General features: G+C 68.1%; 30 protein-coding genes. 17 read left to right on the plus strand and 13 right to left on the minus strand.

What is annotated here, in order from left to right; genetic code table 11:
- Positions 1 to 71 precede the first annotated feature (71 nt).
- The 3 genes from AC5FRZ_RS11745 (at position 72) to AC5FRZ_RS11755 (ending at position 1020) form a co-directional block, all read left to right on the plus strand.
- Entirely contained in the window at positions 72 to 290 is a 219-nt protein-coding gene (locus tag AC5FRZ_RS11745) for a hypothetical protein (RefSeq protein WP_208626545.1), read from the plus strand.
- 108 nt (positions 291 to 398) lie between these two features.
- A complete protein-coding gene (locus AC5FRZ_RS11750) occupies positions 399 to 578 on the plus strand; it encodes a protein translocase SEC61 complex subunit gamma (protein WP_015763884.1) in 180 nt (59 codons plus the stop codon).
- Positions 579 to 582: 4 nt separating this feature from the next.
- Complete coding sequence (locus AC5FRZ_RS11755) at positions 583 to 1020, plus strand: transcription elongation factor Spt5 (RefSeq protein ID WP_153553970.1); 438 nt, start codon at positions 583 to 585, stop codon at positions 1018 to 1020.
- 156 nt (positions 1021 to 1176) lie between these two features.
- Here AC5FRZ_RS11755 and AC5FRZ_RS11760 read toward each other — a convergent pair whose 3' ends face one another.
- The 4 genes from AC5FRZ_RS11760 to AC5FRZ_RS11775 all read right to left on the minus strand — a co-directional run bounded on the left by AC5FRZ_RS11760 (position 1177) and on the right by AC5FRZ_RS11775 (position 3771).
- Positions 1177 to 1749, minus strand: a complete 573-nt coding sequence (locus AC5FRZ_RS11760; protein ID WP_493564666.1) for a DUF8130 domain-containing protein — start codon at positions 1747 to 1749, stop codon at positions 1177 to 1179.
- The gene (locus AC5FRZ_RS11765) at positions 1746 to 2495 is read right to left on the minus strand and encodes an ABC transporter ATP-binding protein (RefSeq protein ID WP_493564667.1); all 750 of its coding nucleotides are present in this window, start codon (positions 2493 to 2495) and stop codon (positions 1746 to 1748) included. The genes AC5FRZ_RS11760 and AC5FRZ_RS11765 overlap by 4 nt, the downstream gene beginning before the upstream one ends.
- On the minus strand, positions 2492 to 3394 hold the full coding sequence (locus AC5FRZ_RS11770) for an ABC transporter permease subunit (RefSeq protein ID WP_493564668.1): 903 nt from the start codon (positions 3392 to 3394) through the stop codon (positions 2492 to 2494). Before AC5FRZ_RS11770 ends, AC5FRZ_RS11765 begins: the two co-directional genes overlap by 4 nt.
- A 71-nt stretch (positions 3395 to 3465) precedes the next feature.
- On the minus strand, positions 3466 to 3771 hold the full coding sequence (locus tag AC5FRZ_RS11775; RefSeq protein WP_018258068.1) for a DUF7565 family protein: 306 nt from the start codon (positions 3769 to 3771) through the stop codon (positions 3466 to 3468).
- A gap of 117 nt (positions 3772 to 3888) precedes the next feature.
- On the opposite strand from AC5FRZ_RS11775, the gene AC5FRZ_RS11780 reads away from it, so the two are divergent.
- Positions 3889 to 4623, plus strand: a complete 735-nt coding sequence (locus AC5FRZ_RS11780) for a PHP-associated domain-containing protein (protein WP_170094967.1) — start codon at positions 3889 to 3891, stop codon at positions 4621 to 4623.
- Here the strand turns inward: AC5FRZ_RS11780 and AC5FRZ_RS11785 are convergent.
- Together AC5FRZ_RS11785 and AC5FRZ_RS11790 are read right to left on the minus strand one after the other, a co-directional pair.
- Positions 4620 to 5114 carry a metal-dependent hydrolase gene (locus AC5FRZ_RS11785; RefSeq protein ID WP_208626552.1) on the minus strand — a complete coding sequence of 165 codons (495 nt, stop codon included), beginning with the start codon at positions 5112 to 5114 and terminating at the stop codon, positions 4620 to 4622. The genes AC5FRZ_RS11780 and AC5FRZ_RS11785 overlap by 4 nt on opposite strands.
- 87 nt (positions 5115 to 5201) lie before the next feature.
- The gene (locus AC5FRZ_RS11790) at positions 5202 to 5717 is read right to left on the minus strand and encodes a CinA family protein (protein WP_493564669.1); all 516 of its coding nucleotides are present in this window, start codon (positions 5715 to 5717) and stop codon (positions 5202 to 5204) included.
- Between the two features lie 116 nt (positions 5718 to 5833).
- On the opposite strand from AC5FRZ_RS11790, the gene AC5FRZ_RS11795 reads away from it, so the two are divergent.
- Together AC5FRZ_RS11795 and AC5FRZ_RS11800 are read left to right on the plus strand one after the other, a co-directional pair.
- The gene (locus tag AC5FRZ_RS11795; protein ID WP_493564670.1) at positions 5834 to 5980 is read left to right on the plus strand and encodes a hypothetical protein; all 147 of its coding nucleotides are present in this window, start codon (positions 5834 to 5836) and stop codon (positions 5978 to 5980) included.
- Positions 5981 to 6027: 47 nt separating this feature from the next.
- Positions 6028 to 7149, plus strand: coding sequence for a pyridoxal phosphate-dependent aminotransferase (locus tag AC5FRZ_RS11800; protein WP_372480541.1), 1122 nt, complete (start codon positions 6028 to 6030; stop codon positions 7147 to 7149).
- Between the two features lie 222 nt (positions 7150 to 7371).
- Here the strand turns inward: AC5FRZ_RS11800 and AC5FRZ_RS11805 are convergent, their stop codons facing one another.
- Together AC5FRZ_RS11805 and mobA are read right to left on the minus strand one after the other, a co-directional pair.
- Entirely contained in the window at positions 7372 to 8535 is a 1164-nt protein-coding gene (locus AC5FRZ_RS11805) for a M24 family metallopeptidase (protein WP_493564671.1), read from the minus strand.
- Positions 8536 to 8583: 48 nt separating this feature from the next.
- Positions 8584 to 9189, minus strand: a complete 606-nt coding sequence (mobA, locus tag AC5FRZ_RS11810) for a molybdenum cofactor guanylyltransferase (protein WP_170094972.1) — start codon at positions 9187 to 9189, stop codon at positions 8584 to 8586.
- A gap of 133 nt (positions 9190 to 9322) precedes the next feature.
- Between mobA and AC5FRZ_RS11815 the strand changes: the two genes are divergently transcribed.
- From AC5FRZ_RS11815 to AC5FRZ_RS11835, 5 genes are all read left to right on the plus strand, one after another.
- A complete protein-coding gene (locus AC5FRZ_RS11815) occupies positions 9323 to 10282 on the plus strand; it encodes a rhomboid family intramembrane serine protease (protein ID WP_170094973.1) in 960 nt (319 codons plus the stop codon).
- Complete coding sequence (locus AC5FRZ_RS11820) at positions 10282 to 11100, plus strand: endonuclease V (RefSeq protein WP_493564672.1); 819 nt, start codon at positions 10282 to 10284, stop codon at positions 11098 to 11100. Before AC5FRZ_RS11815 ends, AC5FRZ_RS11820 begins: the two co-directional genes overlap by 1 nt.
- Before the next feature lie 67 nt (positions 11101 to 11167).
- Positions 11168 to 11458, plus strand: coding sequence for a hypothetical protein (locus AC5FRZ_RS11825; protein ID WP_372480538.1), 291 nt, complete (start codon positions 11168 to 11170; stop codon positions 11456 to 11458).
- Positions 11459 to 11495: 37 nt separating this feature from the next.
- A complete protein-coding gene (locus AC5FRZ_RS11830; protein ID WP_493564673.1) occupies positions 11496 to 12314 on the plus strand; it encodes an SDR family oxidoreductase in 819 nt (272 codons plus the stop codon).
- Positions 12315 to 12354: 40 nt separating this feature from the next.
- The gene (locus tag AC5FRZ_RS11835) at positions 12355 to 12972 is read left to right on the plus strand and encodes a DJ-1/PfpI family protein (protein ID WP_493564674.1); all 618 of its coding nucleotides are present in this window, start codon (positions 12355 to 12357) and stop codon (positions 12970 to 12972) included.
- On the opposite strand, the gene AC5FRZ_RS11840 is transcribed toward AC5FRZ_RS11835, so the two are convergent.
- Together AC5FRZ_RS11840 and AC5FRZ_RS11845 are read right to left on the minus strand one after the other, a co-directional pair.
- Positions 12969 to 13988: an ArsA family ATPase gene (locus AC5FRZ_RS11840; RefSeq protein WP_208626568.1), complete on the minus strand. Its 1020-nt coding sequence runs from the start codon at positions 13986 to 13988 to the stop codon at positions 12969 to 12971. The genes AC5FRZ_RS11835 and AC5FRZ_RS11840 overlap by 4 nt on opposite strands.
- 96 nt (positions 13989 to 14084) lie before the next feature.
- Positions 14085 to 14240 carry a DUF7563 family protein gene (locus AC5FRZ_RS11845; protein ID WP_015763918.1) on the minus strand — a complete coding sequence of 52 codons (156 nt, stop codon included), beginning with the start codon at positions 14238 to 14240 and terminating at the stop codon, positions 14085 to 14087.
- 130 nt (positions 14241 to 14370) lie between these two features.
- Here AC5FRZ_RS11845 and AC5FRZ_RS11850 point away from each other — a divergent pair, with 130 nt between their 5' ends.
- Together AC5FRZ_RS11850 and AC5FRZ_RS11855 are read left to right on the plus strand one after the other, a co-directional pair.
- Entirely contained in the window at positions 14371 to 15075 is a 705-nt protein-coding gene (locus tag AC5FRZ_RS11850; protein ID WP_493564675.1) for a DsbA family protein, read from the plus strand.
- On the plus strand, positions 15072 to 15656 hold the full coding sequence (locus AC5FRZ_RS11855) for a hypothetical protein (protein ID WP_153553986.1): 585 nt from the start codon (positions 15072 to 15074) through the stop codon (positions 15654 to 15656). The genes AC5FRZ_RS11850 and AC5FRZ_RS11855 overlap by 4 nt, the downstream gene beginning before the upstream one ends.
- Here the strand turns inward: AC5FRZ_RS11855 and AC5FRZ_RS11860 are convergent.
- Together AC5FRZ_RS11860 and AC5FRZ_RS11865 are read right to left on the minus strand one after the other, a co-directional pair.
- Positions 15631 to 16137: a DUF6653 family protein gene (locus AC5FRZ_RS11860; protein ID WP_493564676.1), complete on the minus strand. Its 507-nt coding sequence runs from the start codon at positions 16135 to 16137 to the stop codon at positions 15631 to 15633. The genes AC5FRZ_RS11855 and AC5FRZ_RS11860 overlap by 26 nt on opposite strands.
- Positions 16138 to 16179: 42 nt before the next feature.
- Complete coding sequence (locus AC5FRZ_RS11865) at positions 16180 to 18603, minus strand: helicase C-terminal domain-containing protein (protein WP_493564677.1); 2424 nt, start codon at positions 18601 to 18603, stop codon at positions 16180 to 16182.
- Between the two features lie 163 nt (positions 18604 to 18766).
- Here AC5FRZ_RS11865 and AC5FRZ_RS11870 point away from each other — a divergent pair, with 163 nt between their 5' ends.
- The 3 genes from AC5FRZ_RS11870 (at position 18767) to AC5FRZ_RS11880 (ending at position 23455) form a co-directional block, all read left to right on the plus strand.
- Positions 18767 to 20965, plus strand: coding sequence for a PAS domain-containing protein (locus tag AC5FRZ_RS11870; RefSeq protein WP_170094983.1), 2199 nt, complete (start codon positions 18767 to 18769; stop codon positions 20963 to 20965).
- A 62-nt stretch (positions 20966 to 21027) separates the two neighbouring features.
- On the plus strand, positions 21028 to 23019 hold the full coding sequence (locus AC5FRZ_RS11875; RefSeq protein ID WP_493564678.1) for an NHL repeat-containing protein: 1992 nt from the start codon (positions 21028 to 21030) through the stop codon (positions 23017 to 23019).
- A 91-nt stretch (positions 23020 to 23110) separates the two neighbouring features.
- On the plus strand, positions 23111 to 23455 hold the full coding sequence (locus AC5FRZ_RS11880) for a DUF5658 family protein (protein ID WP_170094985.1): 345 nt from the start codon (positions 23111 to 23113) through the stop codon (positions 23453 to 23455).
- 30 nt (positions 23456 to 23485) lie between these two features.
- Here the strand turns inward: AC5FRZ_RS11880 and mct are convergent, their stop codons facing one another.
- Positions 23486 to 24676, minus strand: a complete 1191-nt coding sequence (mct, locus tag AC5FRZ_RS11885) for a succinyl-CoA:mesaconate CoA-transferase (protein ID WP_493564679.1) — start codon at positions 24674 to 24676, stop codon at positions 23486 to 23488.
- Between the two features lie 121 nt (positions 24677 to 24797).
- On the opposite strand from mct, the gene glmS reads away from it, so the two are divergent.
- Complete coding sequence (gene glmS, locus AC5FRZ_RS11890) at positions 24798 to 25238, plus strand: methylaspartate mutase subunit S (RefSeq protein ID WP_153553993.1); 441 nt, start codon at positions 24798 to 24800, stop codon at positions 25236 to 25238.
- Positions 25239 to 25240 lie beyond the last annotated feature (2 nt).

Here is a 25240-nt window from a genome sequence, read left to right on the forward strand (position 1 = left end):
GCCCGCGAGACAGTCCTTTCGCTGCCAGCGCGACGAAAAGTACTATTTCGACCGCTCGTGAAGACGACAGTATGGTGTCTGCACCGACGACGCGGAGCGGCTGGGCGACCTTCGTCGGTTCGATGATGGTGCTGTACGCGGCGATACTCCTGTCGAGTTCGGCGATAGAGCTGGTCGACGGCGTCGTTCTGGGTGCGTTCTACGGGCTATCTATGGCCGTGATCGTCGCGCTGCTGGTCGTCCTGTGGCGTGGGCTCCCGGAGCTGCTCTATCGCCAGCGGGTCGAGTAGCCAACGGGAACGGCGGCGGCCGAGCGGCGTCGCCGGTCACGTGACCCGCGACGCCGCGGCGAAATGCCGACCACAATATAGAAAAGCCCCCGGTGGCTACCGGTCGGCATGGACGTACCCTACGATCTCACCTCGTACGTGCGGGTGCTCAAGCTCGCCAGCACGCCCTCCTGGGAAGAGTTCTCCAGGGTCGCCCTCATCGCGGGGGCTGGCATCGTACTCGTCGGACTCATCGGATTCGTCATCTTCGTGTTGATGTCGGTCGTCCCCGGCTCTACGCCAGCGTGATACTATGGGAATCTACGCAGTCAAAACCACGGCCAGTCAGGAACGCACCGTCGCAGACATGATCATCAGCCGCGAGGAGGAGTCGATCCACGCCGCCCTCGCGCCGGACTCGCTGACCAGCTACGTCATGGTCGAGGCCGACGACGCCAGCGTCTTCGAGCGGATCTTGGACGAGATCCCCCACGCCAACGGCGTCGTCCCCGGCGAGTCCTCGCTGTCGGAGGTCGAGCACTTCCTCTCGCCGAAACCCGACGTGGAGGGGATCGCCGAGGGCGACATCGTCGAACTCATCGCCGGCCCGTTCAAAGGCGAGAAGGCCCAGGTCCAGCGCATCGACGAGGGCAAAGACCAGGTCACCGTCGAGCTGTACGAGGCGACGGTCCCGATTCCCGTGACGGTTCGCGGGGACCAGATTCGCGTGCTCGACTCCGAAGAGCGGTAAGCGAGTGTTCGGCGACGAAGTCGCCGATTCGCCGCGACCTCACTTCGCTCGGTCGCGGATCGTTTGCTACGAAGTTTTACAAGGAGTGGGTCGCCACGCGACCCCGACGCTGAAAAAGGTCGAGCCCCGGTGATTCGGAGCAGACGACAGGAGCCGCTACGATAGCAGCGACTGCTTCGAGAGGTCGACGGTCACGTCGGGATGGTACTGGGTCCATCCGTCGGCGTCGGGGTCGCGATAGGAGAGGGGCACGGCGTCGAAGAAGCCACGGAGCGTGTGGGTTCCGGTGTCGACGACTCGCTCGCCGTGGATCTCGTACTGCGCGCTGACCGACTCGCCGCCGTCCAGTGTGTCCGTGATCGGGGTGTTGTCGAGGTGGGCGCTGCTGGCCGTCGCCTCGACCCGGTCCGTCTCCTCGTACTGGTCCGACAGCAGGAGGATCGCGTCGGGTCCGTGTTCGCCGGGTGGGGCGAGGCCGAGCATGCCGAACGGCCAGACGCCCGTCGTTCGGATCTCGATTGGCTTCTCGCTGGTGTTCCGGAGCGTGAGCGCGAGCGTGCTGGGGCTGTCGACCGTCACGCTCCGGTCGACCGGCGTCACGTCGAGTGCGAGTGGGGCAGCGATATCGTCGACGGCGACGGCGCTCACGGAGTACTCCGTGTCGGCCAGACAGCCCGCGAGGCCGCTCATGGCCGCAGTGGCGAGGCCGAGGTAGCGGCGTCGGTTCATTCGCTCACCTCCCCCGTGCGAACGGAGTCGCCGGTGAGTTCCATAAACACCGCTTCGATGGTCGCGTCGGTCGACAGATCACATCGGTCTCGGAGTTCGGCCAGCGACCCCTCCGCGACGAGGCGGCCCCGGTGGAGGATGCCGACGCGATCACAGACCAGTTCGACCTGTCCGAGCACGTGACTGGAGAAAAACACCGTCGCGCCGCGTTCGGATTCGGCGTCGACGACTGCTCGAACGAGGGACGCCCCGTGGGGATCGAGTCCGGTGAAGGGTTCGTCGAGCACGAGGAGGTCGGGGTCGCCGACGAGACTCATCGCGAGGGCCAGCCGCTGTTCCATCCCCTGGGAGAACTCACCGGCGGGCTTGTCGATGGCGTCGACCAGCCCGACGCGTTCGAGCAGCGATCGCGGCGTGTCGTCGGCGCGCTTCGTGTCGATGACGAGTTCGAGGTGGCGTCGCGCCGAGAGATCGTCGTAGGTGTCGAACCGGTCCGGGCAGATGCCGACCCGCTGGTGGCAGGCGACCACGTCGTTCCACGGATCGTGGCCGAGGACCCGCGCCGTGCCCGCGGTGGGTTTGATGTAGTTCAACAGGAGGTTGATCGTCGTCGACTTGCCGGCACCGTTGGGTCCCAGAAAGCCGTACACCTCGCCTCGCTCGACGGTCAGGTCCAGCTCTGAGAGCGCCGTCGAGTCGCCGTACTGCTTCGTGAGGCCGTCCGTTTCGATGGCGGGCGGCGTCACGCGAGATCACCCCGTTCGAAGCGATAGCGAGCCAGTGCCAACGGGACGACACACCAGGCCACAAGCACGACGAGCCCGAGCGCTTCGTGGAGGTAGACCGGTGCCGTGGTCTGTCCAAACGCCGCGTCGACGACGAACGCGTTGACGTTCGATTCTGGCTGGAGCTTGGTCAGGACCACACTGTAGCCCGCGCCGGAGTTGCCGACGCCGAGGAGCCAGTTCGTCACGACGCCGTAGGCGCGTTCCGGAGTGAGACGGAGCAAGACGAACAGGAGCCCGTCGGCCGGCGCGGCGTAGGGATCGGCGGCGCTGCCGGTGAGCGCGCCGTAGACGGGACCGCTCGCGATCGTCTTCCAGAACACTGTGAGCAAGAGATAGAAACCGCCAAAGACCAGCGCTGTCGCGCGGACCGTGCTGGTCGTCACCGCCGACACCGCCGTGGCGACCGAGACGAGCGTGAGGACGTACAGCAGCGTGACGAGCGTGACTCCGAGAAAGAGCAGCGGCGAGAAGAGGCCGAAGCGAACGGCTCCGAGCAGCCCCAGGACGACCGCGGCCACGATGAACGGGACCGCGAGGCCGGCACTCCGCCCGAGGACCTTCCCGACGAGGATGTCGGTGCGAGTCACCGGCAGCCCCAGCAGGAACTTCAGGCTGCCCGAGTCTCGTTCCTCGACGATCGAGCGGTAGCTCAGCAGCAACACGCCGAGTGGGAGGAGCACGCTCCCAGCCGACTGGACGAAGGCGACCGTCATGTTCCGCCCGAGTTCGTCCCAGGCGAGATACTCCGGGCGGTACGCCCAGCCGACGAGGAGGAGGGCCAGTAACCAGGGACCTTTGGCAGTGAGAAGCGCGTACGCCTCGTTGCGAGCGATCGGGAACCATCGTGGGAGGGCCATACGATGGGGTCTGTCTCGCCATCTGATAATACTACCTATCAGTCACGAACTGCGCGAACGACGACACACAGCTACGGCGCACTCTCGTCGCCTTCGAGGCGGTCGATGACTTCTCTGATGTCGGCGGTCTCCTCGATGCTCTCCTTGACGTTCTCACGGCGGCGGACCTCGGAGGCGTCGGCGTCGTAGGCCCGGACGTACTCGGCGCGGCTGTGTTCGTCGAAGGCGTGGCGGATCGCGAAGTAGCCGTCGGGAAGCACCGCTCCACAGACCTTGCACGCGATCCGCTCGTGTTCGATAGACTGGTGGACGATGAGGTCCTCCACGCGTTCGAAGACTTCGCCGTCGGCGTCGATCGCACACTCCCAGCGTGGCATTGTCCGAGGAGATGCGAGCCGGAGTCAAAAGCGTTCTCCCCGACGACCGAGAGCGCAATCACTAATTACGGGACCACGGTACGTTGTGGTGTGACGGAGAGCGCTTGTCGGGTGGACATGCACGTAAAAGTGCTCGACGAACGCGTCGTCGAGCGGGCGAAAGCGCGCGGACTGGACGCACTCGTCTACGCACCGCACTTCACACGGCTCCCAGAGATCGAATCCCGAGCGGCGCAGTTCTCCGACGACGAGCTGACCGTCGTCCCGGCCAGAGAGCTGTTCACCGGCAACTGGCAACAGCGCCGCCACGTCCTCGCCGTCGGGCTCTCCGATCCGGTGCCCGACTTTCTCACCCTGGAGGGGACGATGGAGGAACTGAAGCGCCAGAACGCCGCCGCGCTCGTTCCACATCCCGGCTTTCTCAACGTCAGTCTCACGCGTGAGGAGATCAGAGCACACCGCGACCGGATCGACGCCGTCGAGGTGTACAACCCGAAGCACTGGCCCCACCACAACCGCCGGGCGGAGGCGCTGGCGAGTGACTTCGGTATCGAGCCGTTCACCTCGTCGTACGCCCACGTCAGGGGCACCGTCGGCGAGGCCTGGGTCACCTTCGACCGCGAGATCGACGACGCCGACGATCTCGTCGGGGCGCTCCGCGAGGAGGCTCCCAGACGGGTGTTCCATCGAGACGGGCTCGCACATCAGCTCCGCTGTGGCGTGGAGTTTTGCCACCTCGGCTACGAGAACAGCTGGTCGAAAGTCGATCGCCTCCTGTTGCAGGGAACGGAGCCGACCCACCCGAACCACGTCGCCTACGGCGGTCGGTTCGACGACGTGAAGGTGTACTAGGGGGCCGCCAGGCCGACGATCTGCATCGCCTCGGCCGGCACGTACTGCGGGAGGACGTGGACGAGGACGATCGCGACGACGACCTCGAAGGCGGTCACCACGACGGTGACGATCTCGGCGCGGTCGCTGGAGGTTGTGACGCCGGTGGGCGATCCGTACTCCTGGTCCGACAGCGGATAGAACAGCGCGATCCCCCGCCGAGAGCCGAAGTAGTCCAGCGCGTAGTGGGTCAAAACGCCGAGCCAGACCCACTGGAGGTTCGAGAAGTAGATCGGATACGCGAGGAAGATCGCGAGCACCGGGAGGTTGTGCAGCGTCTTGCGGTGGCGGCCGAAGGCCGTGTCCACGTCGGGAAAGAGCGCGCCGAGGACGATCGGCGCGGACACCTCGGCGATCGTGACGAACGTCACCACGTCACCGGAGGGTTCGAGGACGTACCCCAGTCCGATACTCAACAGGGCCGCGTTCAACACGTGCCCGCGTTTGTTCATGCAGTGGTGGCTAGCTGGCGACCGGTATAATGGTCGGCGATTTCCACCGGCGTCCGGCGTCGGTGCCGACCGGCGTGGACGAGGGCGTCAGGCTCGGCGCTGGACCGCGTCTTGGAGGTCCGAGAGGGCCTGTCTGGCGATCTCGTCTTTGACTGTCGTCCGGTCGCCGTCGAACTCGTAGCGCTCGACCGACGTCGACGAGTCGCCGGTTCCCCACGGCGCGGCGTAGGCGACGCCGACGTAGGCGGTGCCGACCGGCGTCGCCTCGGTCCCGCCCGAGGGGCCGGCGACGCCGGTCGTCGCGACGCCCCACGTCGTGTCGGCGGTGTCTCTGACGCCGCGAGCCATCTGGCGGGCGACCGGCTCGCTGACCGCGCCGACCTCGTCGAGGGCCTCGCGGTCGACCGCTAGCAGGTCCCGCTTGGCGTCGTAGGAGTAGGTGACGACCGACCGGTCGAAGTAGTCACTCGACCCCGGCACGTCGGTCAGCAGCGAGCCGATCAAGCCGCCGGTACAGGACTCCGCGACGGCGACGGTCGCGTCGGTCTCGCGCAGTGTCTCGCCGACGCGGGCCTCGATCCCGCCGTCAGTGTCGTCTGGCATACGCACACGTTGGCCGGACTGTCGGATAATGGTTCCACCCCGGCGGCGGCTGGACCGCGCGGTCAGAACCGACGGTCGGACCGACGGCTTATCTGTCGCCGATTTGTACTGTCCACATGGCCTACAGAACGACGCTCGGCTGGTCGCTCCTCACTTCCGGACTCGTCACGCTCGTCCTCGGATTCCTCCCCGGCAGCGACCTCTTCTGGGGGATCGCCCTGCTCGTGGTCGGCGTCGTCGTCCTCCTCGTTCGGCAAGGGTGACGACCGCAGACAGAAAGAGAAAGGGGAGTCGACGTACACTGTCGATCATGGACTATCAAACGCCCCGGTTCTTCCGGGTGGTCCAGTACGCGCGACGCGCCGATCGAGACGTGATCGACATGGTGTCCGGAAGCCCGGACTGGGACCCGCCCGCAGGCATTCGCGACGGCCTGCGGGAGTACGCCGACTTCCCGGCCGACGACTTCCAGTACCTGCCCAGCGACGGACTCCCGGAACTACGCGATCACATCGCCGCCCGGCGCGGTGTCGACCGCGACCGCGTCATCGTCACCAACGGGGCCGGCGAGGCCAACCACCTCGCGGTGTTCGGCGGTCTCGAACGGTTCAGCGGCAACGAGATCCTGCTGACCGATCCCGTCTTCCCCTACTACGCCGGGCGAGCGCACTTCCTCGACGCCGATGTCGGGTTCGTACCGGTCGAGGAGCAGGGCCACCTCGATCCCGAACGCGTCCGGGAACGGGCCAGCGAGGAGACGGCGGTGATCGTCGTCAACACGCCCAACAACCCGACGGGTGCGGTGTACGACGCCGACGTGATGGAACGGCTCGTCGAGATCGCCGAAGTGAACGACGCCCTGCTGGTCTCGGACGAGGTGTACGACCACTTCGACTACACCGGCCGATTCAGTTCGGCCGTCGAGATCGACTCACCCAACGTCGTCGCCACCAACTCCTTCTCGAAGGCGATGGCGATCACGGGCCTGCGCGTCGGGTACGCCATCTTCCCGCCAGAAGACGGGCCAACCGGCGACCTGCTCGAACGAGCGCGAACGCGACACATGCTCACGAACGTCACCGGCTCGCGCCCGGCACAGTACGCCGTCCTGCGGGCGCTCAAGACGACGGGTCCCGAGTACTACGCCGACATCCGAGACCGACTCCGCGAGCGGATCGACACGTTCTGTGAGACACTGGAAGCTGCCGGAGCGGAGTACGACCGCCCCGAGGGTGGATTCTACGTGATGGCCCGCTTCGATGGCTACGACGGAAACTTCGATCACGCCTACGAACTGATCGACGAGGCCGGCGTCGCGGGGATGCCCGGCCAGGCCTTCGGCGACTCGCGCAGCGAGTGGTTCCGCTTCGCGCTGATGACACCGCGCGTCGACGAGGCAGCCGACCGGCTCGCGACGTTTTTCTCCCGATAGCTGACCCGCAGTCAGCGTCTGACACACGGACCGTGAGCGTCGAGTAGCGACGGCACCCGCTCCGGATCGCGGCGTCGTCGCCCGCCTCGTCTGAGATGGAACGTTGTCGTCGCGTCCCGGAGCGCACCGTCCTCCCGTCTCAGACGGATTATTGTCGCCGTCTGCCCGGTCGACCGCACACTGTCGTTCGCTCGATCCGGGAAAGATCTACAATAACCCGTATCACTCCCTGACGACGTTCGATTCGAGGTCCCGCGGATAGTATGTCAGCCGCTCGATCCCGTCTGCCGTGATCGCGATCGTGTCCGAGTGGCGGTAGCCGGCCTCGTCGGTGTAGAGGCCAGGCTCGATCGTGTAGACGTGGCCCGGTCGCATCTCGGCGTCGTTGCCCCGATCGATGTAGGGCGGTTCGTGGCCGTCCATCCCGATGTTGTGACCCACGTGGTGGCGCGCGAGGTCGGCGACGCCCTGCTCCTCGAAGTAGTCCCACACCGCCTGATCGACGTGGCTGACCGGGACGCCGGGACCCATCGCCTCGAAGGCCACGTCCTGGGCTTCGACCATCAGTTCGAAGTAGTGGGCCTGCTCGTCGCTGACTTCGCCGACGAACATCGTCCGTTCGAGTTCGGCGTAGTAGCCGTCGACGTTGGCGGTCGCACCAGTGACGAGCACGTCCCCGGTCGTGAGCCGCTCGTTGGGCGTGTGACCGTGCGGGAGTGCCGTCTCCGAGCCGCTGATGTAGCCGGCGTGGACCGGGCCGTCGGCTCTGGTCCGGACGGCGTACTCGGAGCCGAGCGTGTCCAGCATGGCCCGTGACGCCTGCAGCGACGCCCGCTGGCTGACCGTCGCCGGGTGAGCCCCCGGCTCGGTGAGGTCTGCGAGGTGGCGGTGCCCGAGATTCGCCCACCGCGCGGACTCCTCGATCAGGTCGACTTCGGCGTCGCTCTTTGCCTCGCGCATCCCGGCCACCCAGCCGTCGTGTTCGGTCACGTCGAGGAACTCGCTCAGCGCTGGCCCCTCGTAGCCCATCACGCCGGGCGCGCCGTCGCTGTCTGCGAGGACCGCCTCGACGCCGAGTTCGGCGATCGTCTCGGCGACCGTCGCGATCGGCTCGCCGCCGGGGTAGTCGAAGTAGCTGTGGACGGCGTCGATCCGTGGGTTGGGCTCGACGCGCTCGACTTCGAGCCGGGGCACGGTGATCTCGACGCGCCCGTCGGTGACGACCAGCGCGACCGGGCGCTCGGTCTGGATGTGGTGAAAGCCGGTCAGATACTCGATGCTCGTCGCGTCGAACCAGACGGCACCGTCGGCGTCGGCTGCCGCCAGCCGGTCGCGGACGTTCGCGAGGCGATCGCGGAACTCGCTCGCCGGAAGTGTTGTCGGCATACTCGCTCCAAGAGCCCGGCCAGAAAAAAGCCAGCGCTGCCGGCACTCTCAGAGGCGGTCCCGCGCGGCTTCGACCGCCTCGCGCGTGTTGAGGTTCTCGAAGGTCTCCATCGTCGCGTGGCGTTCGATCTCGTCGCGGTCGATCACCGCGACGTCGAGGGCGTCCAGTGTGACGGCCACGCGACGCTGACCGTCGTCGAGCGCCCGCCGGCAGGCGTCGGCCATCGCGTCGGCGTCATAGACCGCCTGTGTCGTCTGGAACCACTCGTCGGGCCGTGGGACGGCAGCCTCGCGGCCCGCCGCTCGTTCGAAGAGGTGTGCGACCAGAGCGGGCTCGACGAACGGCATGTCGCAGGCGACGACGGCGGCGTACTCTCCCGCGACCGCGTCGAGTCCCGTCTCGATCCCGGCCAGCGGGCCGCGGTCAGGGACGGGATCTATCGCGAACGAGACCGGCACGTCGAGGCCGTCGAGGGCCGCCGCCACGTCCCGGCGCTGATCGGCGCGGCAGTTGACCACCAGCTCGTCGACGACCGGCGCGAGGCGGTCAGCGACCCGTCGGATCATCGGCGTCCCCGCGAGATCGGCCAGCGCCTTGTCTCGGTCGCCAAAGCGCGTCGAGCGTCCGCCAGCGACGACGACGCCGCTGTGCATGGCTGGACGTTCGCGGCACGCGCTAAAGAGCCTTGGCCGAACAGGTGCCGTGTGGGACCGGCGTCGATCACAGACGCCCCCGAGAGGGCCACAAGCACAACCCCTTTGCACCGGCCAGCCCAAGCACTCGCCAATGTCGAAGTGCGACGCGTGTGGCAAGACCGAGAACATGCCGTACCGGTGTCACCACTGCGGGGGGACCTACTGCTCGGAGCACCGGCTGCCGGAGGCACACGACTGTCCGGGGCTGGACGACTGGGGTGACCCCGACGGCGTGTTCGACAGCGGATTCGACGACAGTGTCGACGACGGCGGCGGGAACGGCGGTCTGGGAGACCGCCTCTCGGTCGACACCGGGCCGGGCAGCATCCTCGGATACTTCCGCGGGAACGCGACCTACACCATGCTGGGGCTGATGTGGGTCACTTTCCTCTTGCAGCATCTGGTCGTCCTCGTGGGCATCCCGATCGGCGGGCCGACCTGGAGCGCGATCTTCACGCTCCAGCCCCAGCACCCCGAGTACGTCTGGACCTGGTTCACCTCCGTGTTCTCCCACGCGCCGCTGAGCCTCGGCCACATCGCGCTGAACAGCATCGTGATCTTCTTCTTCGGCCGGATCGTCGAGGACTACGTCGGATCGAAGCAGTTCACGATCCTGTTTCTCGTCTCCGGTGCGCTGGCCGGCCTCGGACAGATCGGGCTCTCACACCTGCTCGTCTTCCTCGACTACCAGCCCGCCCTCGGTGCCGGCGTTCTGGGAGCCAGCGGTGCCGGGCTGGCGATCATGGGCGTCCTGACGGTCCTCAACCCCAGCCTCCGGGTCTACCTCTACTTCCTGATTCCGGTGCCGATCTGGGCGATCACCGGCTTCTACCTGATCGTCAGCGTCGCCGGCATTCTCGGCGTCGGCGGCGGCTTCACCGGCGGCAACGTCGCCGACATGGCCCACCTCGTCGGTCTCGTGATCGGGCTGTGGTACGGCAGCCAGGTCAAAGGCCAGCGTCGGACGCCCAATCAGTTGCAGTTCGGTGGCGGCGGTCGCGGACCCGGCGGTCCCGGCGGACCGGGTGGTCCCGGCCGCGGTCGGTTCTGATGGAGCCCGCTCGACCCGAGTTCCTTCCGGACCCCGCGCTCGGGCGCGACGAGATGGAGTCGCTCCAGCGAGAGATCGCGGCGACGGCGACGTTCGCTGACGATCTGGAGTTCGACCCGGCCGCCCTGGGTCGCAGCGAGCCGGACCAGCAGCGACTCGGCGACCACGGCGAGGGCGAGCGTGACGCCGGGGACCCGCCGCTGGTCGCGGGCGTCGACCAGGCGTTCGTCGACGACGTGGCGGTCTCGGCGGTCGTCCTCACCCGCGGCGGCGAAGTCGTCGAACGGGTCCACGCCGCCGTCGAGACCGAGATCCCCTACGTCCCCGGCCTGCTCTCTTTTCGCGAGGGCGGCGCGATCGTCGCGGCGCTGGGCGAACTCCGACGGACCCCGGACCTGCTGGTCGTCGACGGCAGCGGACGCATCCACTTCCGCGAAGCCGGGCTGGCGACCCACGTCGGCGTCCTGTTCGACGTGCCCGCGATCGGCGTCGCCAAGAGCCTCCTCTGTGGGGAGCCCCGCGAGTCGCTGGACCGGACACTCCCGGTCGGCGCGACCGTCGGCATCGAGGCCGACGACAGCGTCGAGACCGCGGAGCCGGAAACGTTGATCGGCCACGCCGTCCAGACGCGGCAGTACGACTCGCCGAACCGCCACATCAACCCACTCTACGTGAGTCCCGGCCACCGCGTCGGGGCCGCGACGGTCCCGGAACTCGTGCTCGCGACCACGGCCGGCTACAAGCTCCCGGAGCCGACCCGGCTGGCCGACAGCGCCGCCGACGAGGCGAAAGCCACAGTGCGAGAGGAGCGGGCCTGACAGCGCCGACCGCCACGCCGTCGACCGTTCCGTGAGACTGATGTGCCAGTCGCCGGAAGCCGCGTGTATGTCCCTCCAACGACCGTTCGTCGACGCGGCCGGCGGCCTCGACACCGACGCGATCATCCGCGAAGCGGTCCCCATCAGCGCGCTCATCCTGGTGTTCGTCGCCGTGGCGATCGTCCCGGCGACGCTGGGGCTGTGGCTGGGCGGCGGGCTCGGATTGCTGTTCTCGGTGATCGCACAGTTCGTCCTCGCGGTCGGGGCCGCCATCGTCCTGCTGTACGTGATCGTCCGGGCGCTCCAGCTCCACGAGGAACACGAGTCGGCGGCGACCGACGGAGCGGCCGGCCGGTGACGGGAAGGTTAACTATCAGGGGGGCGAGGCTGCCGACATGACGAAGACGGCGCTGATAACGGGTGCCTCCTCTGGCATCGGGCAGGCGACGGCCGAGGCGTTTCTCGCAGACGACTGGCAGGTGTGGGCGACGGCCCGGAACGAGGCCGACGTGGCCAGTCTCGCCGACTCGGGTGCGAAGACGGCCGAACTCGACGTGACCAACGCCCGCGAGTGCGAGCGGGTCGTCGAGACGGTCGTCGGAGCCGAGGGCCGCATCGACTGTCTGGTCAACAACGCGGGCTACGGCCAGTATGGCCCCCTCGAAGACGTGACGACGGCACAGCTCCACGAGCAGTTCGACGTGAACGTCTACGGCCCCCACAGACTCACGCGGGAAGTCCTGCCCCACATGCGGGACCGCGAGGACGGCACGATCGTCAACGTCTCCAGCGTCAACGGCCGGATCGCGACGCCGGGGGCCGGAGCCTACGCCGGCTCGAAGTTCGCCCTCGAAGCGATGAGCGACTCGCTGCGGGCCGAGGTCGCCGACTTCGGCGTCGACGTGGTCCTGGTCGAGCCCGGGCCGGTGGAGACGAGCTTCGTCGACCGGGCGAGCGAGGCGATGGCCGACACGGAACCCTCGGGCGCGTACGGGTGGCTCTACGACCTCTACGAGGACACCGCGCTGGTCAGCGAGAACGCGGTGTCGGTCTCGCCCGAAACGGTCGCGCACACGATCCGCGACGCCGCCGTGACCACCGACCCACAACCGCGGTACCCCGTCGGCCAGTTCGCTCGCGTCGCCACCCTCGCCAGCCACCTCCCGGGTCGTTGGCGGGACCTGGCGGTCGCCCTCCTGCGGAAGCTCGTCTGACCGACGCGGCGTTTTTGCGACTCGGGCACGTCGTGTCGGTATGGCCGACGCTGCCGTGCTCCTGTTCGACGGGGTCGAATCGCTCGACGCCGTCGGTCCGTACGACGTACTGGCGAGAGCCACAGAGAGCGATATCGCTCTCTCCGACGTGGCGCTCGTGACCGCGACACCGACCGAGAGCGTGACCGCGAGCAAGGGCACCGAGATCGTGCCCCACGGCACGCTCGACGCCGAGGACCCACCAGACTACCTGCTCGTGCCGGGCGGGCGCTGGGCCAGCGGGACCGCTGGGGGCGTCAGAGCGGCCGTCGAACGCGGCGTCGTCCCGGCCCTCGTCGCGGACTGTCACGCCGCCGGCTCGACGGTCGCCGCAGTCTGTACCGGTGCGATGGTACTCGCCCGTGCCGGACTCCTCGAGGGCCGCCCGGCAGTGACCCACGCCAGCGCGCTGTCGGACCTCGCCGCCACGGACGCGACGGTGGTCGACGCGCGCGTCGTCGACGACGGCGACGTGCTCACTGCCGGCGGCGTCACCGCCGGCATCGATCTCGCGCTGTGGCTCGTCGAACGCGAGTGGGGCGCAGGCGTCGCCGAGAACGTGCGAGCGACGCTCGAATACGACCGCTCGGACGACATCTACCGGAGCGAGAGCGCCTAGTCCAGGCAGGCCGCGACGACTTCCAGCAGTTCCTCCCCCTGAACTTCCTCGGCCAGCAGCGGCACGCGCCGGACCTCGTGGCCCCGGAAGAGGTCCTGAGAGCGGGCCAGCGCGTCCTGCTGGACGGACCACCGACGGGCACAGAACTCGCAGTCGTCGTGGTTCGGACCGACGTAGTCGTCCGGCAGTTCCGTGTCGACGACGCTGTCGAGGTCCTGTAACACGCGGTTGACGACGAGGGTTCCCGCCGGGATACCGAAAGCGTCCAGCCGGTCTAGCAGCCGCTCGGACTCCATCACCGAGAGCTCTTCGGGCACCATCACGACCCGGAAGTCGGTCTTCTCGGGATCGCGCAAGATCGCCCGGAGCTGTTCGATCTGCTCGCGCATCGCCTGGAGGTCGCGCTCCATCTCCTCCTGGTCCGCGTCGTCGCCGAACATCCCGCCCAGTCCCTCCAGCATGCCCGACATGCGCTCTTTGAGCGTCAGCAACTTGCCGAGCATCGAGTCCATGGCCTCGGGCAGTTCCAGCAGGCGAAGCGTGTGGCCGGTCGGCGCGGTGTCGACGACCACGCGCTCGAAGCGGTCGTCGTCCATGTACTGCAAGAGCAGGCGCATGGCCGCGGCCTCGTCGGAACCCGGCATCGATCCCGCGAGCGGGTTCGCGTCATCGCCGCCCAGCAACTGTTCGAGACCGCCGAGATCGGCGTCCATCCCCAGCGGCCCCTCACCGACGGCGGCCTCCGGGTCGATCTCGGCGGCGTACAGCGGGAGGTCCTCGCGGATCCGGGCGGGCTCGGCGGGGATCTCGGTCCCGAGCGTGTCCGACAGAGAGTGTGCCGGGTCGGTCGAGACGACCAGCGTCGCCGTGCCGTCGCGGGCGCTCGCCAGCGCCGTGGCCGCGGCACAGGTGGTCTTGCCGACGCCGCCTTTGCCGCCATAGAGGACGTAGTCCGGCGCGTCGACACCGGTCGGCGCGTCGATCTCTTCGACCGTCTCGACGTCGAGTTCGCTCATACGTGGAGGTACGCCGTTCCGTCCTTGAGACTGTCGACTGGGTAGTGACTCGAACGACGGCTGTGACTCGCGGGGACCTGGGAAAAACGGACCGGGCTACTGCCGAGAGGAGCGCGCTTCGCGCACGTCTGCGCCGTCACGAAGCTTGTCCTCGCAGTAGGGGCAGACCCGTGGCCCGTCGTGTCCTTCGGGCGTGAAGACCCGAACGTACTGCTCTGTTACGAACTCTCCGCAGTTCTGGCACTCGGGCATCTATTATTTCACTCACACGATTGCATATATGTTTTCCGCATCGCCACACTGTTGCCGGCAGTCACCAGTCGTGTGCGCGCCGAGCGGACTTCCGGCCAAAGGATATACGCTACGGCTCCAACACCCGCCCATGGACGATCTGACGCGGCGGCGGCTGCTCGGTGGGACCGCCGGACTGATGGCCGGGACGGCGGGCTGTGTCGGCGGTGACGCCAACACCGACGCCGACGCCACTCCGACCGACCGGGAGCTGATGACCAGCGGGAGCAGCGACGTGGACTTCGATCACCCGTCGGCGACGGGGATCAACGACCAGCCGACGCTCGGAGACCGGAGCCGGCAGGGGGTCATCGTCGCCTTCGAGGACCCCTCCTGTCCGACCTGCCGGCGGTTCAACCAGAACACGTTTCCACAGATCGAGTCCGAACTGCTCGCGCCCGGCGACGTGGCCTACGTCTTCCGGGGGTATCCCGTCGTCTACGAGTGGGGTGGCCCGGCGACTCGGGCGCTGGAGGCGACGTTCGCTCGCGACCCGGCGGCCGTCTGGGACCTGAAGGCACACTACTTCGACCAGCAGGGGCAGTTCTCGACGGACAACGTCCTCGATCGCACCCGCTCGTACCTCGACGACGCGACCGACGTGGACGGATCGGCGGTCGTCACAGCGGTGAGCGAAGACGCCACCGCCGAGGCGGTCCAGACCGACTACGACGCCGGACAGGCCGCTGGCGCGTCGGGGACGCCGACGTTCTACCTGTTCCGAGACGGCGAGTACCAGACGACGGTCAACGGAGCCCAGGACTTCACGGTCTTCGAGAACGTCCTGCTGGGATGATGGTCTCGCTACCGACGCGCCGGGCCGACTGGCGACTGATGGGACGCACTGCCCGGCTCGTCGTGACGATCCCCGCCTACGCCGCGGTCGCTCTCGCCGCCACGGGTGCGGGACTGACCGCCTTCTCGCTGTCGCTGAACGTCTCGCTGGTCGTCGACACGCTCTCGCTGCCCATCTCCACGGGGTCGAAAGTCGAGCTTCTCGTGAGCCTCTATCCCTTCGTCGGCACCGCCTTCACGCCGCTCCAGGGCGGCCTGCTCGTGGTCGTCGCCGCCACGCTGGGGGTCAACGTCGCGATGGTGGCCTACCACTTCCGAGAACACGGCCTCTCGCTCCAGCAGGGCGGAACGAGCGTCCTCGGGGCGGTGCTTGGCGCGCTCGGGGCCGGCTGTGCGGCCTGTGGCTCGGCGATCTTGCTGGGACTGTTGTCGCTGGTCGGCGTCTCGACCTCGCTGCTGTGGCTCCCCCTCGACGGCCTCGAATTCGCCGTGGTGGCACTGCTGGTCGTCGTCCTGTCGACGTACTGGCTGGCCGACGGCATGCGCGGCGGGCAGATCAACGGCTGTCCCGTGGACGCCTGAACCCGTCGGCAGTGCCAGTCGAGGGACGGTCCGACGACTCGCGGGTCGCTCGCGCGTCGTAGCGTCGCACCAGCACGCCGAGCCACCAGAACTTCAGCGCGACGCCCAGCGCCGTCGCAGCCGCGGCCGTCGTCGGGCGGCGTCGCCACGCGGCGTACAGCGCGTACCCAAAGGCCGAGGCACCGACGGCGTTGCACACGTTGGGGTAGGCCAGCCCGATCGTCTGGCGCTGCTCGTCGTCGATCCACCACCGTTCGGCGAGGACCGCACGGGTCATCCAGGCGTCGTCGGTCTCGGGCGGCGAGAACAGGACCGGGTTGAGCACCGTCCAGACGAGCGCCGCCGCGAGCAGTCGCCGGTCGCGCCGGTAGATCGCGTACACGATCACGGGGCCGGTGGGAACGCGCGACCAGCCGCTCTTGGGGTTCGCGTGGCGACGCCAGAACGCTGCCCGCGCACGCTCTGCTCGTGAGTCGCTCATGGTGGCAGTACGGACCGGTGGCCCAAATACGTCGGCCACGGGCTACGGGCGGTCCCAGAAACGGTCGAGCTGGTCGGCCAGGAACTCGGGGGTCAGCTGCGTGAACTCCTCGCGTTCGTTCTCCGGCAGGAACTCGTAGACGGAGTGGCGTGCCTCGGGACAGTAACGCCGGCCGACGAAGGCTCGGACGCCGACCTCCTCGGCCCCGCGGATCACCCGCCCGATGGCCTGGCGGGCGCGCCGGACCGCGGGCACGGTCAGGGCGTACTCGAAGGCCACGTCGTCGCCGAAGGCGTCGCCGTAGGCCCGCTTGACCCCCCGGACCCGCGGCGAGCCGATGTTGACCAGCGGGATGCCGACGACGGCACAGGTCGAGAGCTTCTCGCCGTCGTAGTCGACGCCCTCGGTGAGCGTGCCCCGTGCGCTGGTGACGAGCACCTTGCCCGGCCCGTCGTAGAAGCGCTGCTTGAGGCGGTTCGTCGCGTCGTTGCTGGACGACTCGTCGACGAGGACCGGCTTGTCGACGGCGTCGTCGAGGTACGCGCCGGCCCACGCGGCCTCCCGGTAGTTCGGCATCGCTACGAGGACGTTACCCGGCGAGCGCGCCAGGGCTCGCAGGGCGTGAGCGTACTCGTCGCGGGTCGGGTTCCAGGCATCGCCAAGCGGTCGCATCGACTCGGGATCGCCGCGGTTGCGGGCCGTGAAGGGGCGACAGTCCACGAGATACGACGCGCGGTTGTCCGGGGGAAAGGTCAGCCCGTAGGTCGCGGCCTTGACGAAGCGAGGATCTCGGTCCTGGCCGCCGTCACGGAGGAAAGAGAGCCCGGAGACGTGCTGGAACACGTCCAGCGGTTCGAGCGTCGCACTCATCAGGACGCCCCCGCCCAGGTCGTCGAAGACGTTGCGAAGCGCCGTCGAGGGCATGCAGTTGTAACACAGCAGCCCGGCGGTGTACGCGACCTCGTAGTCGGCGTCGACGTGGCGCTCGTCGGCGGGCGCGTGTTCCAGTTCGATCTCGCGGAGGAAGCCGGCGTGGTCGCGCTCCCACCACTGGCCCGCGATCGTCCCGACGGCGGCACAGACCGGCGTCCGTGCGAGCCCCAGCGTGTCGATTGCCTCTTCGACCGCCGCGCCGATCTTCGGGAGCGAGCGCCACAGACCGCCGTCGTACCCCTCGCGCTCGGCCCACTCGGTCAGGGCGTCTTGTTCGACGGTCTCCGGGTCTCGCAGCGGAATTTCGTGGTCGCGCTGGGGGAGCTGGTCGGGGTCGGTGCGCCACCCCTCGAACTCGCCGTCGAGGTAGGACCGAACCCGGTCGTCGAGCCAGTCCAGCACGTCGTCGTAGAACTGCTGGGCCTGCTCGACGGCCGCCAGCGGGACCTCGCGTGCGGCGAGCACCTCCTCGACTTGCTGCCGGTGGTCGTCGGTCTGGCGAGCCCGCTGGAGCAGGAAGTTGAGGTCGTTGCTGGCCTGTGTGAGCGTCTGGCTCCCGACGCGGTCCGAGAGCAGGTCCCGGACGCGCTCTTCGAGCCGGTGGGCCTCGTCGACGACCACGAACGTGTCCTCGTCGAGGATCGAGGCGAGGAGCGGACGGGTCTGTGGGTCGAACAGGTGGTTGTAGTTGCCGATCACCACGTCGGCGGCCTCCAGCAGGACGCTCATCGCGCGGTGTGGACAGGTGCCGTACTCAACCGACGCGGGGAGGTACTCCTCGGCCGTGACGACGCTGTGTTCCCCGACGCCGAAGTCGATCGGCGAGCCGGTGTTGCGGGCGTACCAGTCGGCCTCGAACGGGCAGTACAGCGGCGGATCGTCGCTCTCGGCGATCTCCTCGGGCGCGGCGGGCTGGCTGGGGCGGTACGGGGAGTCGGCACCGGCGGTCCCCAGCGTGCCCTCGCCGAGGCGCTGCTGGTCGCGGGCGTCCGGTCGGGCCGCCGCCGCGAGGTCGCTGGCGATCTGTGGGTCCCACCACTGCTCGTCGTCGCCCAGTTCCGCCTCGATGGCGGCGCTGGCCGGCGCGTGGTCGGTGCCGTCGCCCTCGGCCTCGACGAGCCGTGCCGTGTTCTCGCGCAGGTCTTCACAGCGGTCGTGGACGGAGCCGTCCTCGGGGAAGATACCTTCGCGCCCGTACGGACAGAGGTCGCGCTTGCCGACCAGCGAGATGCCACGCAGTGGCTCGTCCAGTCCGGCGTTCATCGCGCGCAGGTCGGTGACGAACTGCTGGAGTTGCTGTTTGACCGGCGTCACGACGACGATCCGCTCGTAGTGGCCGGCGTCGAGCAGGTGTGCGCCGGCCGTCAGGGCCGCCATCGTCTTGCCGGTGCCACAGGGCCCCTCCATCGCGAGGTAGCCCCGCGCCTGGCCGGCCTCGATCGCGCGCTCGATGGCGTCGCCCTGGTTCGCGTACGGCTCGTCGAACGCGAAGTACTCCTCCCAGCCACGTTCGTCGGCCGCCGAGTCTCCCATTACACCGGCCTTCGTCGTCCCTCCGTTTGAACGTCCGGATCTTCCCGCGCCGACGAGGACCTGTCGGTTTCGTTCGTGTGACAGATTTCCAGTAGTACACGAATCTTTATACTGTTGCAAGGACGCTACGGTAGTACTTAGGGCAGCGAGGGTGACAAAAAGAATGGGACAGCAGCGAGCCGCGGGAGGGGGGAACGGAGACGCCGTCGACGGACGGATCGACGTGCTGTGTATCGGGGACCGATCGTCGTCCGGAGCGATCAGCGAAGCGGCCAAGGACGCCGACGCCCCGATCTCGGTCGCGTGGACGACCGACCGCCGACGGATCCGGACGGTCGCCGAAGCCAGAACCATCGACTGTGTCGTGATCGACGGCTCGCTGAGCGAGCACATCCACGAACAGGTGCGCCAGATCCAGACCTTGCCCGTCGTCCTCTACACCGAGACGGACCCGGCGAACGTGTCCGACGAACTGCTCGACGTCGTCGACACGCTGGTCGACAGGGGCGACCCGGGCGACACCGCCCCGTTCCTGATCGAGAAGGTCGTCGGGCTCGTCAGCGAGCGAGAAGAGAAGAGCGAGTACGCGCTGGCACAGGCGCTGGCGCGGGTCGACGACGACGCCGCCTGCGAGGGGTACCAGTTCCTCGTCGAGCCCGACGGGACGATCTGCTGGGCCAGCGAGCCGTTCGAGACGGTCTTCCCCGTCGACGCCGCGGCGGACTCGGGTGGCTTCTACGAGCGGCTCGTGGCGCTGCTGGGGGACAGACCGAGCGCTATACGGACCGTGACCAGAGCCCAGCGAGGGGTCGACGCGACCAGCGAGACCGTCGTTGAACTGCCGACCGACGACGAGACACGTCACTTCAGCCACTCGGCACACGAGCTGCCAGACAGCGTCGGCTCGTTGCGCCTCGAAGTGTTTCGCGACGTGACGCCACAGGTACAGCGCGAGGCGCGACTGGAGCTGCTGGACCTGCTGGTCGAACAGGCACAGGACGGGCTCTACACCCTGGACGAGAACGGCGTGATCGACTTCTGCAACGAGTCGTTCGCCGAGATGCTGGGCTACGAGCGGACCGAGATCATCGGCCGGCACGCCTCGACGACGCTGGCGGAGGGCGAGCTAGAGAAGGGCCAGCGGACGCTGCGCCACCTCGAACGCACCGACGAGGAGAGCGCCACCGTCGACATGACCTTCCTCGACCGGGCGGGCACCCGCCTTGAGGTGTCGATCCACTACACGCTGTTGCCGTCCGAAGACGGGAGTTACGCCGGGCTGATGGGTGTCGTTCGGGACATCACGGAACGCAAGGAACGCGAGCGGGCACTGGAACAGTACCAGACGCTCGTCGAGAGCGCCGGAGATCCGATGTACGTCCTCGACGCCGAGGGCCGGATCGAACTGCTCAACGAACCGATGGCGTCGTTCTTCGGCCGAGAGAAAGACGCCGTCGTCGGCGAGCGAATCAACGAACTGCTCCCGGAGGCCGGCGGCGAGCGCGGCGACAGGGCGCTCAAGTCGATTCTCGGCGACGAGAGCCGGACCTTCGAGAGCTTCGAGAGCTGGCTGGCCGACGCCAACGGGATCCAGCGTCTCTACGAGGTGACCGTCGGCGTGATCGAAGACGACGGAGAGTTCGTCGGCTCGGTCGGCACGCTCCGGGACATCACCGAACGCGAGCGTCGTCGCGAGGAGCTGGATCTCCTGCGACAGGTCTTCGCTCGCGTGTTGCGACACAACCTCCGCTCGGAGCTGTCGATCATCATGGGCAACACCGAGGTCGTGATGGAGGAACTGGAAGGGCCGAACAGGGAGCTGGCCGGCACGGTGCTGGAACGGGGCAGACGGCTCGAAGAGACCGCGAGGAAGGCCAGAGCGATCGAGTCGGTACTCGACAGCGAGGCGGGCCGGACGACCCAGCGCGTCGAGCAGGTCGTCGACCGCGCCGTCACGGCCGTCGAAGACGAGCACCCCGACGCGGTCATCGAGACCGACGGGTCGTCGTCGCTGTCGGTGCGTGCCCACCCGAACCTGGTCGTCGCCGTCGAGAACCTCGTGGACAACGCCGTCGAGCACGGCGAGGCGCTGGCGACGTGTGATGCCCGCGTCGAGGTCGAGAGCGACCGGGACGGCGTCTCGCTGTCGGTGGTCGACGGCGGACCCGGCCTGCCGGAGTGTGAGCGCAAGGCGCTGAACCAGGAGTCCGAGACGCCACTGGAACACGGGAGCGGACTGGGCCTGTGGCTGGTCAACTGGATCGTCGAGCGTTCCGGTGGGACGCTGGGCTTCGACCACACCGACGGCCGGACGACCGTGACGATCGAACTGGACGGCGATCCCGAGAGCGGTCCCGGCTGACGCCGTTCGGATTAATACAGCAACACTAAGTACAATCGATATTCTCTGTTGTACTAACACGAATGCCGTTCCGCCACCAGGCGACCATCGGCGCGTACGAAACGAGCGGGGACCGAGCAGACGACTCGCCGCAGTTGACCACGCCGGTCGGCGTGTGCCAGGACCCACGCGGAAACGTGTGGGTCGCAGACACCGCGAACAGTCGGCTCGTCGTCCTCGACAGCGCCCTGGAACAGCGCCTGACGGCCGTCGGCGAACCCGGATCGGAGCCGGGATCGTTCGAACTTCCCTTTCGGCTCGCCCACCACCCGAGCGATCCGGCGCTGTTCGTGACGGACCTGGCCAACGGCCGGGTTCAGCGGCTGTCCTACGAGTACGACGGTCGACGGCCCGAAGTCGTCGCCGTCGACACCTTCCGACCGGACGAGGGGGAGCAGTTTCACCCCAACGGCATCGCAGTCTACGAGTACGACGACGGGCTTCGGGTGTTCGTCGCCGACGAGTTCTACCACGAGGGCGACGATCTCCGTGCGCGGATCACGGTCTTCGACGACGAGGGGACGCTCGTCGACACGATCCGGTCGGTCGACTCCGAGTTCGCCGGTGCGCTCCCGCTGTACTGGCCACAGGGGTTGGCCGTCGACACCGCGGGGAACCTCCTGATCGCGAACACTGGTGAGGGCGTGTTGCGCCGGACCGGCGCGTTCCCCTCGTACTTCGCGACGGTCCTTCGCTGTGACCGGGCCGGCGCTGGCGTCCCCTTCGAAGAGACGGGGCTGCCGATCGTCCCGCAATCGTACGTCACGCCCCGTGGCGTCTCCGTGCTGGGCAGCGGCGACGACGAGCGCGTCGCCGTGCCGGACGTAGGCGGTGGCTTCGTCCACATGTACGACACGGCGCGGGGCCACACGAGCGAAGTCCCCTCGACGATCGCGCCGAGCTTAGACGACCGGCGGTTCGGGTCGCCGATGCAGGTCGCCCCCTACGACTCGCCGGGCTACGCGGCGACCGACGACACGACCGAGCGAGTCCTGGTCACCGAGGCGATGGACCACACCGTCGCCGCCTACGATCTGGGGACGATCTCCGAGTCGAAGCGACGGCTGGCCGGCGTCGGCGGCGACCACACCGCGCCCGAGCGACTGGACTTCGCCAGCGCGGCCGTCGGCGTCCCCACGGTGGGCGGCGAGCGACTGCTCGTCGTCGACGCCGACAACGCTCGGCTCCAGGTGACCGACGCCGACGGCGGCGGACCGCTGGTCCAGCGACCACTCTCGCACAACCGATTCCCGGTCGGAACGGCGTTCTGGTCGGTCGAGCCCGGCTTGGGCTATCTCTTCGCGGCCGACTACTCGCTGACCTACGACACGGACAACGACGAGCCACAGATCGCCGTCTACCGCCTCGACTGTCGCGATGGCGTCCGGATCGATCACGTCACGTCGGCCGCCACCTGGGGCATCTGGGGGAACAACTGCAAGCTGCCCCGAGGGCTGGCGACGGACGGGATCGACGACGACCGGACGCGCCTGCTCGCGGTCGACTCCTTCAACGGCCGATTGCTCCGGTGGACCTTCGACCGGACGACCGAGGAACTCACATACGAGGACGACGCCGGTCGCTTCGGGCACGACCGCGGCGAGTTCTGGAACCCCAGCGACGTGGCCGTCGGCGAGCGCGCGACCTACGTCACCGACCGGAACAACAACCGGCTCCAGTACCGCGACGACGACGGGTGGCACGTCTACGGCGAGGCCGGCTACGGCACCGACGGCGATCGGTTCCTGTTGCCCCAGAGCGTCGCCGCCGCCGACGGATACGTCTTCGTCGTCGATCTGGTCGATCGCGCGATCAAGGCCTACAGCGAGACCGACGCGGACGACCCGCTGGCGTTCGTCGACGCGATGCAGGCCTTCGGCGGTGACCGCGACGGGGGCGATCTCTGGATGCCCTCTCTGCTGTCGGCCAGCGGGCGCGAGGACGGGGTCGAGCTGGTCGTCCCCGATTCCGTCCTCGGCGTCGCCTACCGGTACCACTGGACGCCGCCAGCGTGACCTCGCAGACCGCTCGTCGGCGGGTAACCAGCTGCTTCGGACAGGTAGCTGACACGTAACTATCCGGGATCGGCGTCTCTCTGCCGTCGAGATGGACACTGTGACCGGCAGTCCACCCCTCGACGTGCTCGAACCGCCCACTGGCCTGTGGCTGCTGGCACTGGTCTTCTTCGGGATCGGCGACCTCCTCACGACCGGGGTCGGCCTGACGCTTGGCTCCTCGACCGAGGCGAACCCAGTCGTCGCATCGCTCGTCGAACGGTACGGCGTCGCGGTCTTGCTCCCGATCAAAGCGACGTTCTTCGTCGGCACCTACCTCGTGTGGCGAGCGTTGCCCCACCCGTACTCGACGACCGTCCCCGCGACGCTGGCGCTGGTGGGCGTCGTCGTCACTGCCTGGAACACCGGAATACTGCTCGTCGGAGTGCTCTCGTGACGCTAGCGACCGGCGAGAACGGGACGCCAGTCAATCGTCGCTGCCAGCTCGCCGACCGTCTTCAGACTCGCTACCGGCGGCTTCGAGTATCTCTTCGCGGTGTTCGTCCAGCAGCGGCGCGCGGCCACGCGGTCGCGGATCGGTCTCGGTCATCTTGATCGGGCTGCCGGCGATCGTCACCTGCTCGTCGGTGCCGGGCTGGTCGACCGTCGCCAGCATCTCGCGGGCCGCGACGTGTGGGTCCTCGAAGATGTCTGCGGTGTTCTGGACCGGCGCGGCGGGGACGCGGCCGTCGAGGGCGTCGACGATGGCGCTGGTCTCGCGGTCGCGCGTCCAGTCGGCGATGGCGGCCCGGAGCGTCGCCCGCGCGTCGCGGCGGCTGGCGGCGTCGGGGTACTCGGCGGCCAGCGCCGGACGGTCCATCGTCTCACAGAGCGTCCGCCAGTGGCCGTCCGAGAAGGCGGCGATCACGACGTAGCCGTCGGCCGCTTCGAAGGCGTCGTAGGGGAACAGCGTGGGGTGTGAGTTGCCCCGTCGAGTGGGAGCGTGGCCGTCGTAGGAGTACTGGTAGATCGTCCGCTCACACAGCGAGAGCATGGCGTCGTACATCGCCGTGTCGACGTACTGTCCCTCGCCGGTGCGCTCGCGGTGGTGGATCGCAGCGAGGATGCCGACGGCGTTCAGCGCCGCGGTAAAGAGGTCGCCGACGCCGGGGCCGACCTTCGTCGGCGGACCGTCCTCGGGGCCGGTGATCTCCATGACTCCGCCCAGCGCCTGGGCGATGAGGTCGAACGAGGGCTGGCCCTGGCGGTGCGTCTCGCCGGTCCGCGGGTCGCCGAAGCCACGGATCGAGGAGTAGACCAGCGACGGATTACGCTCGCGGAGTCGCTCGTAGCCCAGATCGAACCGTTCCATCGTTCCGGCCTTGAAGTTCTCGACGACGACGTCCGCGCGCTCGACCAGCGAGAGGAAGGCCTCGCGGTCGGCCTCGTCGCCGAAGTCCAGTTCCAGCGACCGCTTGCCGCGGTTGACACTCTGGAAGTACCCGCCGTAGGGCTCGTCGTCGGTTTCGAGGTACGGGGGGTTCGACCGGATCAGGTCCCCGCCGGGGCGCTCGATCTTTACCACGTCCGCGCCCATGTCCGCGAGCAACATCGTACAGTACGGGCCGGCCAACACCTGTGTCAGGTCCAGGACCCGAAGGTCCGAGAGGGCACCCATGCGTCGTGGCTCGGTCGGCACGGCCATGAATCTTTGTGATTAATCATTATGAATTCCTTAAGGACGTATTATCATGAAAGATCATTACATTTATTGTGGGGAGCCTCGTCTGCACTACCACATGCCCCGGACGGTCATCCTCGGCGTCATCGGCTCCGACGCTCACGTCGTCGGTATCACGATTCTCGAACAGGCGCTGTCGGCCGCAGGCTTCGACGTCGTCAACCTCGGCGTCAAGACCTCGCAGGCGGACTTCGTCGACGCGGCACAGTCACACGACGCCGAGGCGGTACTGGTCTCCTCCCTGTACGGACACGCCCGACAGGACTGTGAGGGCTTTCACGACCGGATCGAGGCCGCCGGCCTCGACGTCTGTACCTACGTCGGCGGCAACCTCGCGGTCGGTCAGGACGAGTTCGAGCAGACCCGCGAGCGCTTCCGCGAGATGGGGTTCGACCGCGTCTTCGACGCGGAGACCGACCCACAGGAGGCGATCGCGGCGCTTCGCCAGGACCTCCAGCTGACGGCCCGCGAGGCCGAGCGAGCGAGGGTCGACAGCTGACC

This window comes from Halomicrobium sp. HArcht1-1 (assembly GCF_058933285.1).

Excerpts from the sequence above, each read along its gene's own strand:
- AC5FRZ_RS11825 (WP_372480538.1), top strand. The coding sequence starts at position 11,168 with ATGTCCCTCCAACGACCGTTCGTCGACGCGGCCGGCGGCCTCGACACC.
- AC5FRZ_RS11880 (WP_170094985.1), top strand. The coding sequence starts at position 23,111 with ATGGACACTGTGACCGGCAGTCCACCCCTCGACGTGCTCGAACCGCCC.
- AC5FRZ_RS11860 (WP_493564676.1), bottom strand. The coding sequence starts at position 16,137 with ATGAGCGACTCACGAGCAGAGCGTGCGCGGGCAGCGTTCTGGCGTCGC.
- AC5FRZ_RS11870 (WP_170094983.1), top strand. The coding sequence starts at position 18,767 with ATGGGACAGCAGCGAGCCGCGGGAGGGGGGAACGGAGACGCCGTCGAC.
- mobA (WP_170094972.1), bottom strand. The coding sequence starts at position 9,189 with ATGCACAGCGGCGTCGTCGTCGCTGGCGGACGCTCGACGCGCTTTGGC.
- AC5FRZ_RS11750 (WP_015763884.1), top strand. The coding sequence starts at position 399 with ATGGACGTACCCTACGATCTCACCTCGTACGTGCGGGTGCTCAAGCTC.
- AC5FRZ_RS11770 (WP_493564668.1), bottom strand. The coding sequence starts at position 3,394 with ATGGCCCTCCCACGATGGTTCCCGATCGCTCGCAACGAGGCGTACGCG.
- AC5FRZ_RS11805 (WP_493564671.1), bottom strand. The coding sequence starts at position 8,535 with ATGCCGACAACACTTCCGGCGAGCGAGTTCCGCGATCGCCTCGCGAAC.
- AC5FRZ_RS11830 (WP_493564673.1), top strand. The coding sequence starts at position 11,496 with ATGACGAAGACGGCGCTGATAACGGGTGCCTCCTCTGGCATCGGGCAG.
- glmS (WP_153553993.1), top strand. The coding sequence starts at position 24,798 with ATGCCCCGGACGGTCATCCTCGGCGTCATCGGCTCCGACGCTCACGTC.
- mct (WP_493564679.1), bottom strand. The coding sequence starts at position 24,676 with ATGGGTGCCCTCTCGGACCTTCGGGTCCTGGACCTGACACAGGTGTTG.
- AC5FRZ_RS11800 (WP_372480541.1), top strand. The coding sequence starts at position 6,028 with ATGGACTATCAAACGCCCCGGTTCTTCCGGGTGGTCCAGTACGCGCGA.
- AC5FRZ_RS11845 (WP_015763918.1), bottom strand. The coding sequence starts at position 14,240 with ATGCCCGAGTGCCAGAACTGCGGAGAGTTCGTAACAGAGCAGTACGTT.
- AC5FRZ_RS11875 (WP_493564678.1), top strand. The coding sequence starts at position 21,028 with ATGCCGTTCCGCCACCAGGCGACCATCGGCGCGTACGAAACGAGCGGG.
- AC5FRZ_RS11760 (WP_493564666.1), bottom strand. The coding sequence starts at position 1,749 with ATGAACCGACGCCGCTACCTCGGCCTCGCCACTGCGGCCATGAGCGGC.
- AC5FRZ_RS11755 (WP_153553970.1), top strand. The coding sequence starts at position 583 with ATGGGAATCTACGCAGTCAAAACCACGGCCAGTCAGGAACGCACCGTC.
- AC5FRZ_RS11780 (WP_170094967.1), top strand. The coding sequence starts at position 3,889 with ATGCACGTAAAAGTGCTCGACGAACGCGTCGTCGAGCGGGCGAAAGCG.
- AC5FRZ_RS11745 (WP_208626545.1), top strand. The coding sequence starts at position 72 with ATGGTGTCTGCACCGACGACGCGGAGCGGCTGGGCGACCTTCGTCGGT.
- AC5FRZ_RS11840 (WP_208626568.1), bottom strand. The coding sequence starts at position 13,988 with ATGAGCGAACTCGACGTCGAGACGGTCGAAGAGATCGACGCGCCGACC.
- AC5FRZ_RS11815 (WP_170094973.1), top strand. The coding sequence starts at position 9,323 with ATGTCGAAGTGCGACGCGTGTGGCAAGACCGAGAACATGCCGTACCGG.
- AC5FRZ_RS11850 (WP_493564675.1), top strand. The coding sequence starts at position 14,371 with ATGGACGATCTGACGCGGCGGCGGCTGCTCGGTGGGACCGCCGGACTG.
- AC5FRZ_RS11790 (WP_493564669.1), bottom strand. The coding sequence starts at position 5,717 with ATGCCAGACGACACTGACGGCGGGATCGAGGCCCGCGTCGGCGAGACA.
- AC5FRZ_RS11795 (WP_493564670.1), top strand. The coding sequence starts at position 5,834 with ATGGCCTACAGAACGACGCTCGGCTGGTCGCTCCTCACTTCCGGACTC.
- AC5FRZ_RS11785 (WP_208626552.1), bottom strand. The coding sequence starts at position 5,114 with ATGAACAAACGCGGGCACGTGTTGAACGCGGCCCTGTTGAGTATCGGA.
- AC5FRZ_RS11820 (WP_493564672.1), top strand. The coding sequence starts at position 10,282 with ATGGAGCCCGCTCGACCCGAGTTCCTTCCGGACCCCGCGCTCGGGCGC.
- AC5FRZ_RS11835 (WP_493564674.1), top strand. The coding sequence starts at position 12,355 with ATGGCCGACGCTGCCGTGCTCCTGTTCGACGGGGTCGAATCGCTCGAC.
- AC5FRZ_RS11775 (WP_018258068.1), bottom strand. The coding sequence starts at position 3,771 with ATGCCACGCTGGGAGTGTGCGATCGACGCCGACGGCGAAGTCTTCGAA.
- AC5FRZ_RS11865 (WP_493564677.1), bottom strand. The coding sequence starts at position 18,603 with ATGGGAGACTCGGCGGCCGACGAACGTGGCTGGGAGGAGTACTTCGCG.
- AC5FRZ_RS11855 (WP_153553986.1), top strand. The coding sequence starts at position 15,072 with ATGATGGTCTCGCTACCGACGCGCCGGGCCGACTGGCGACTGATGGGA.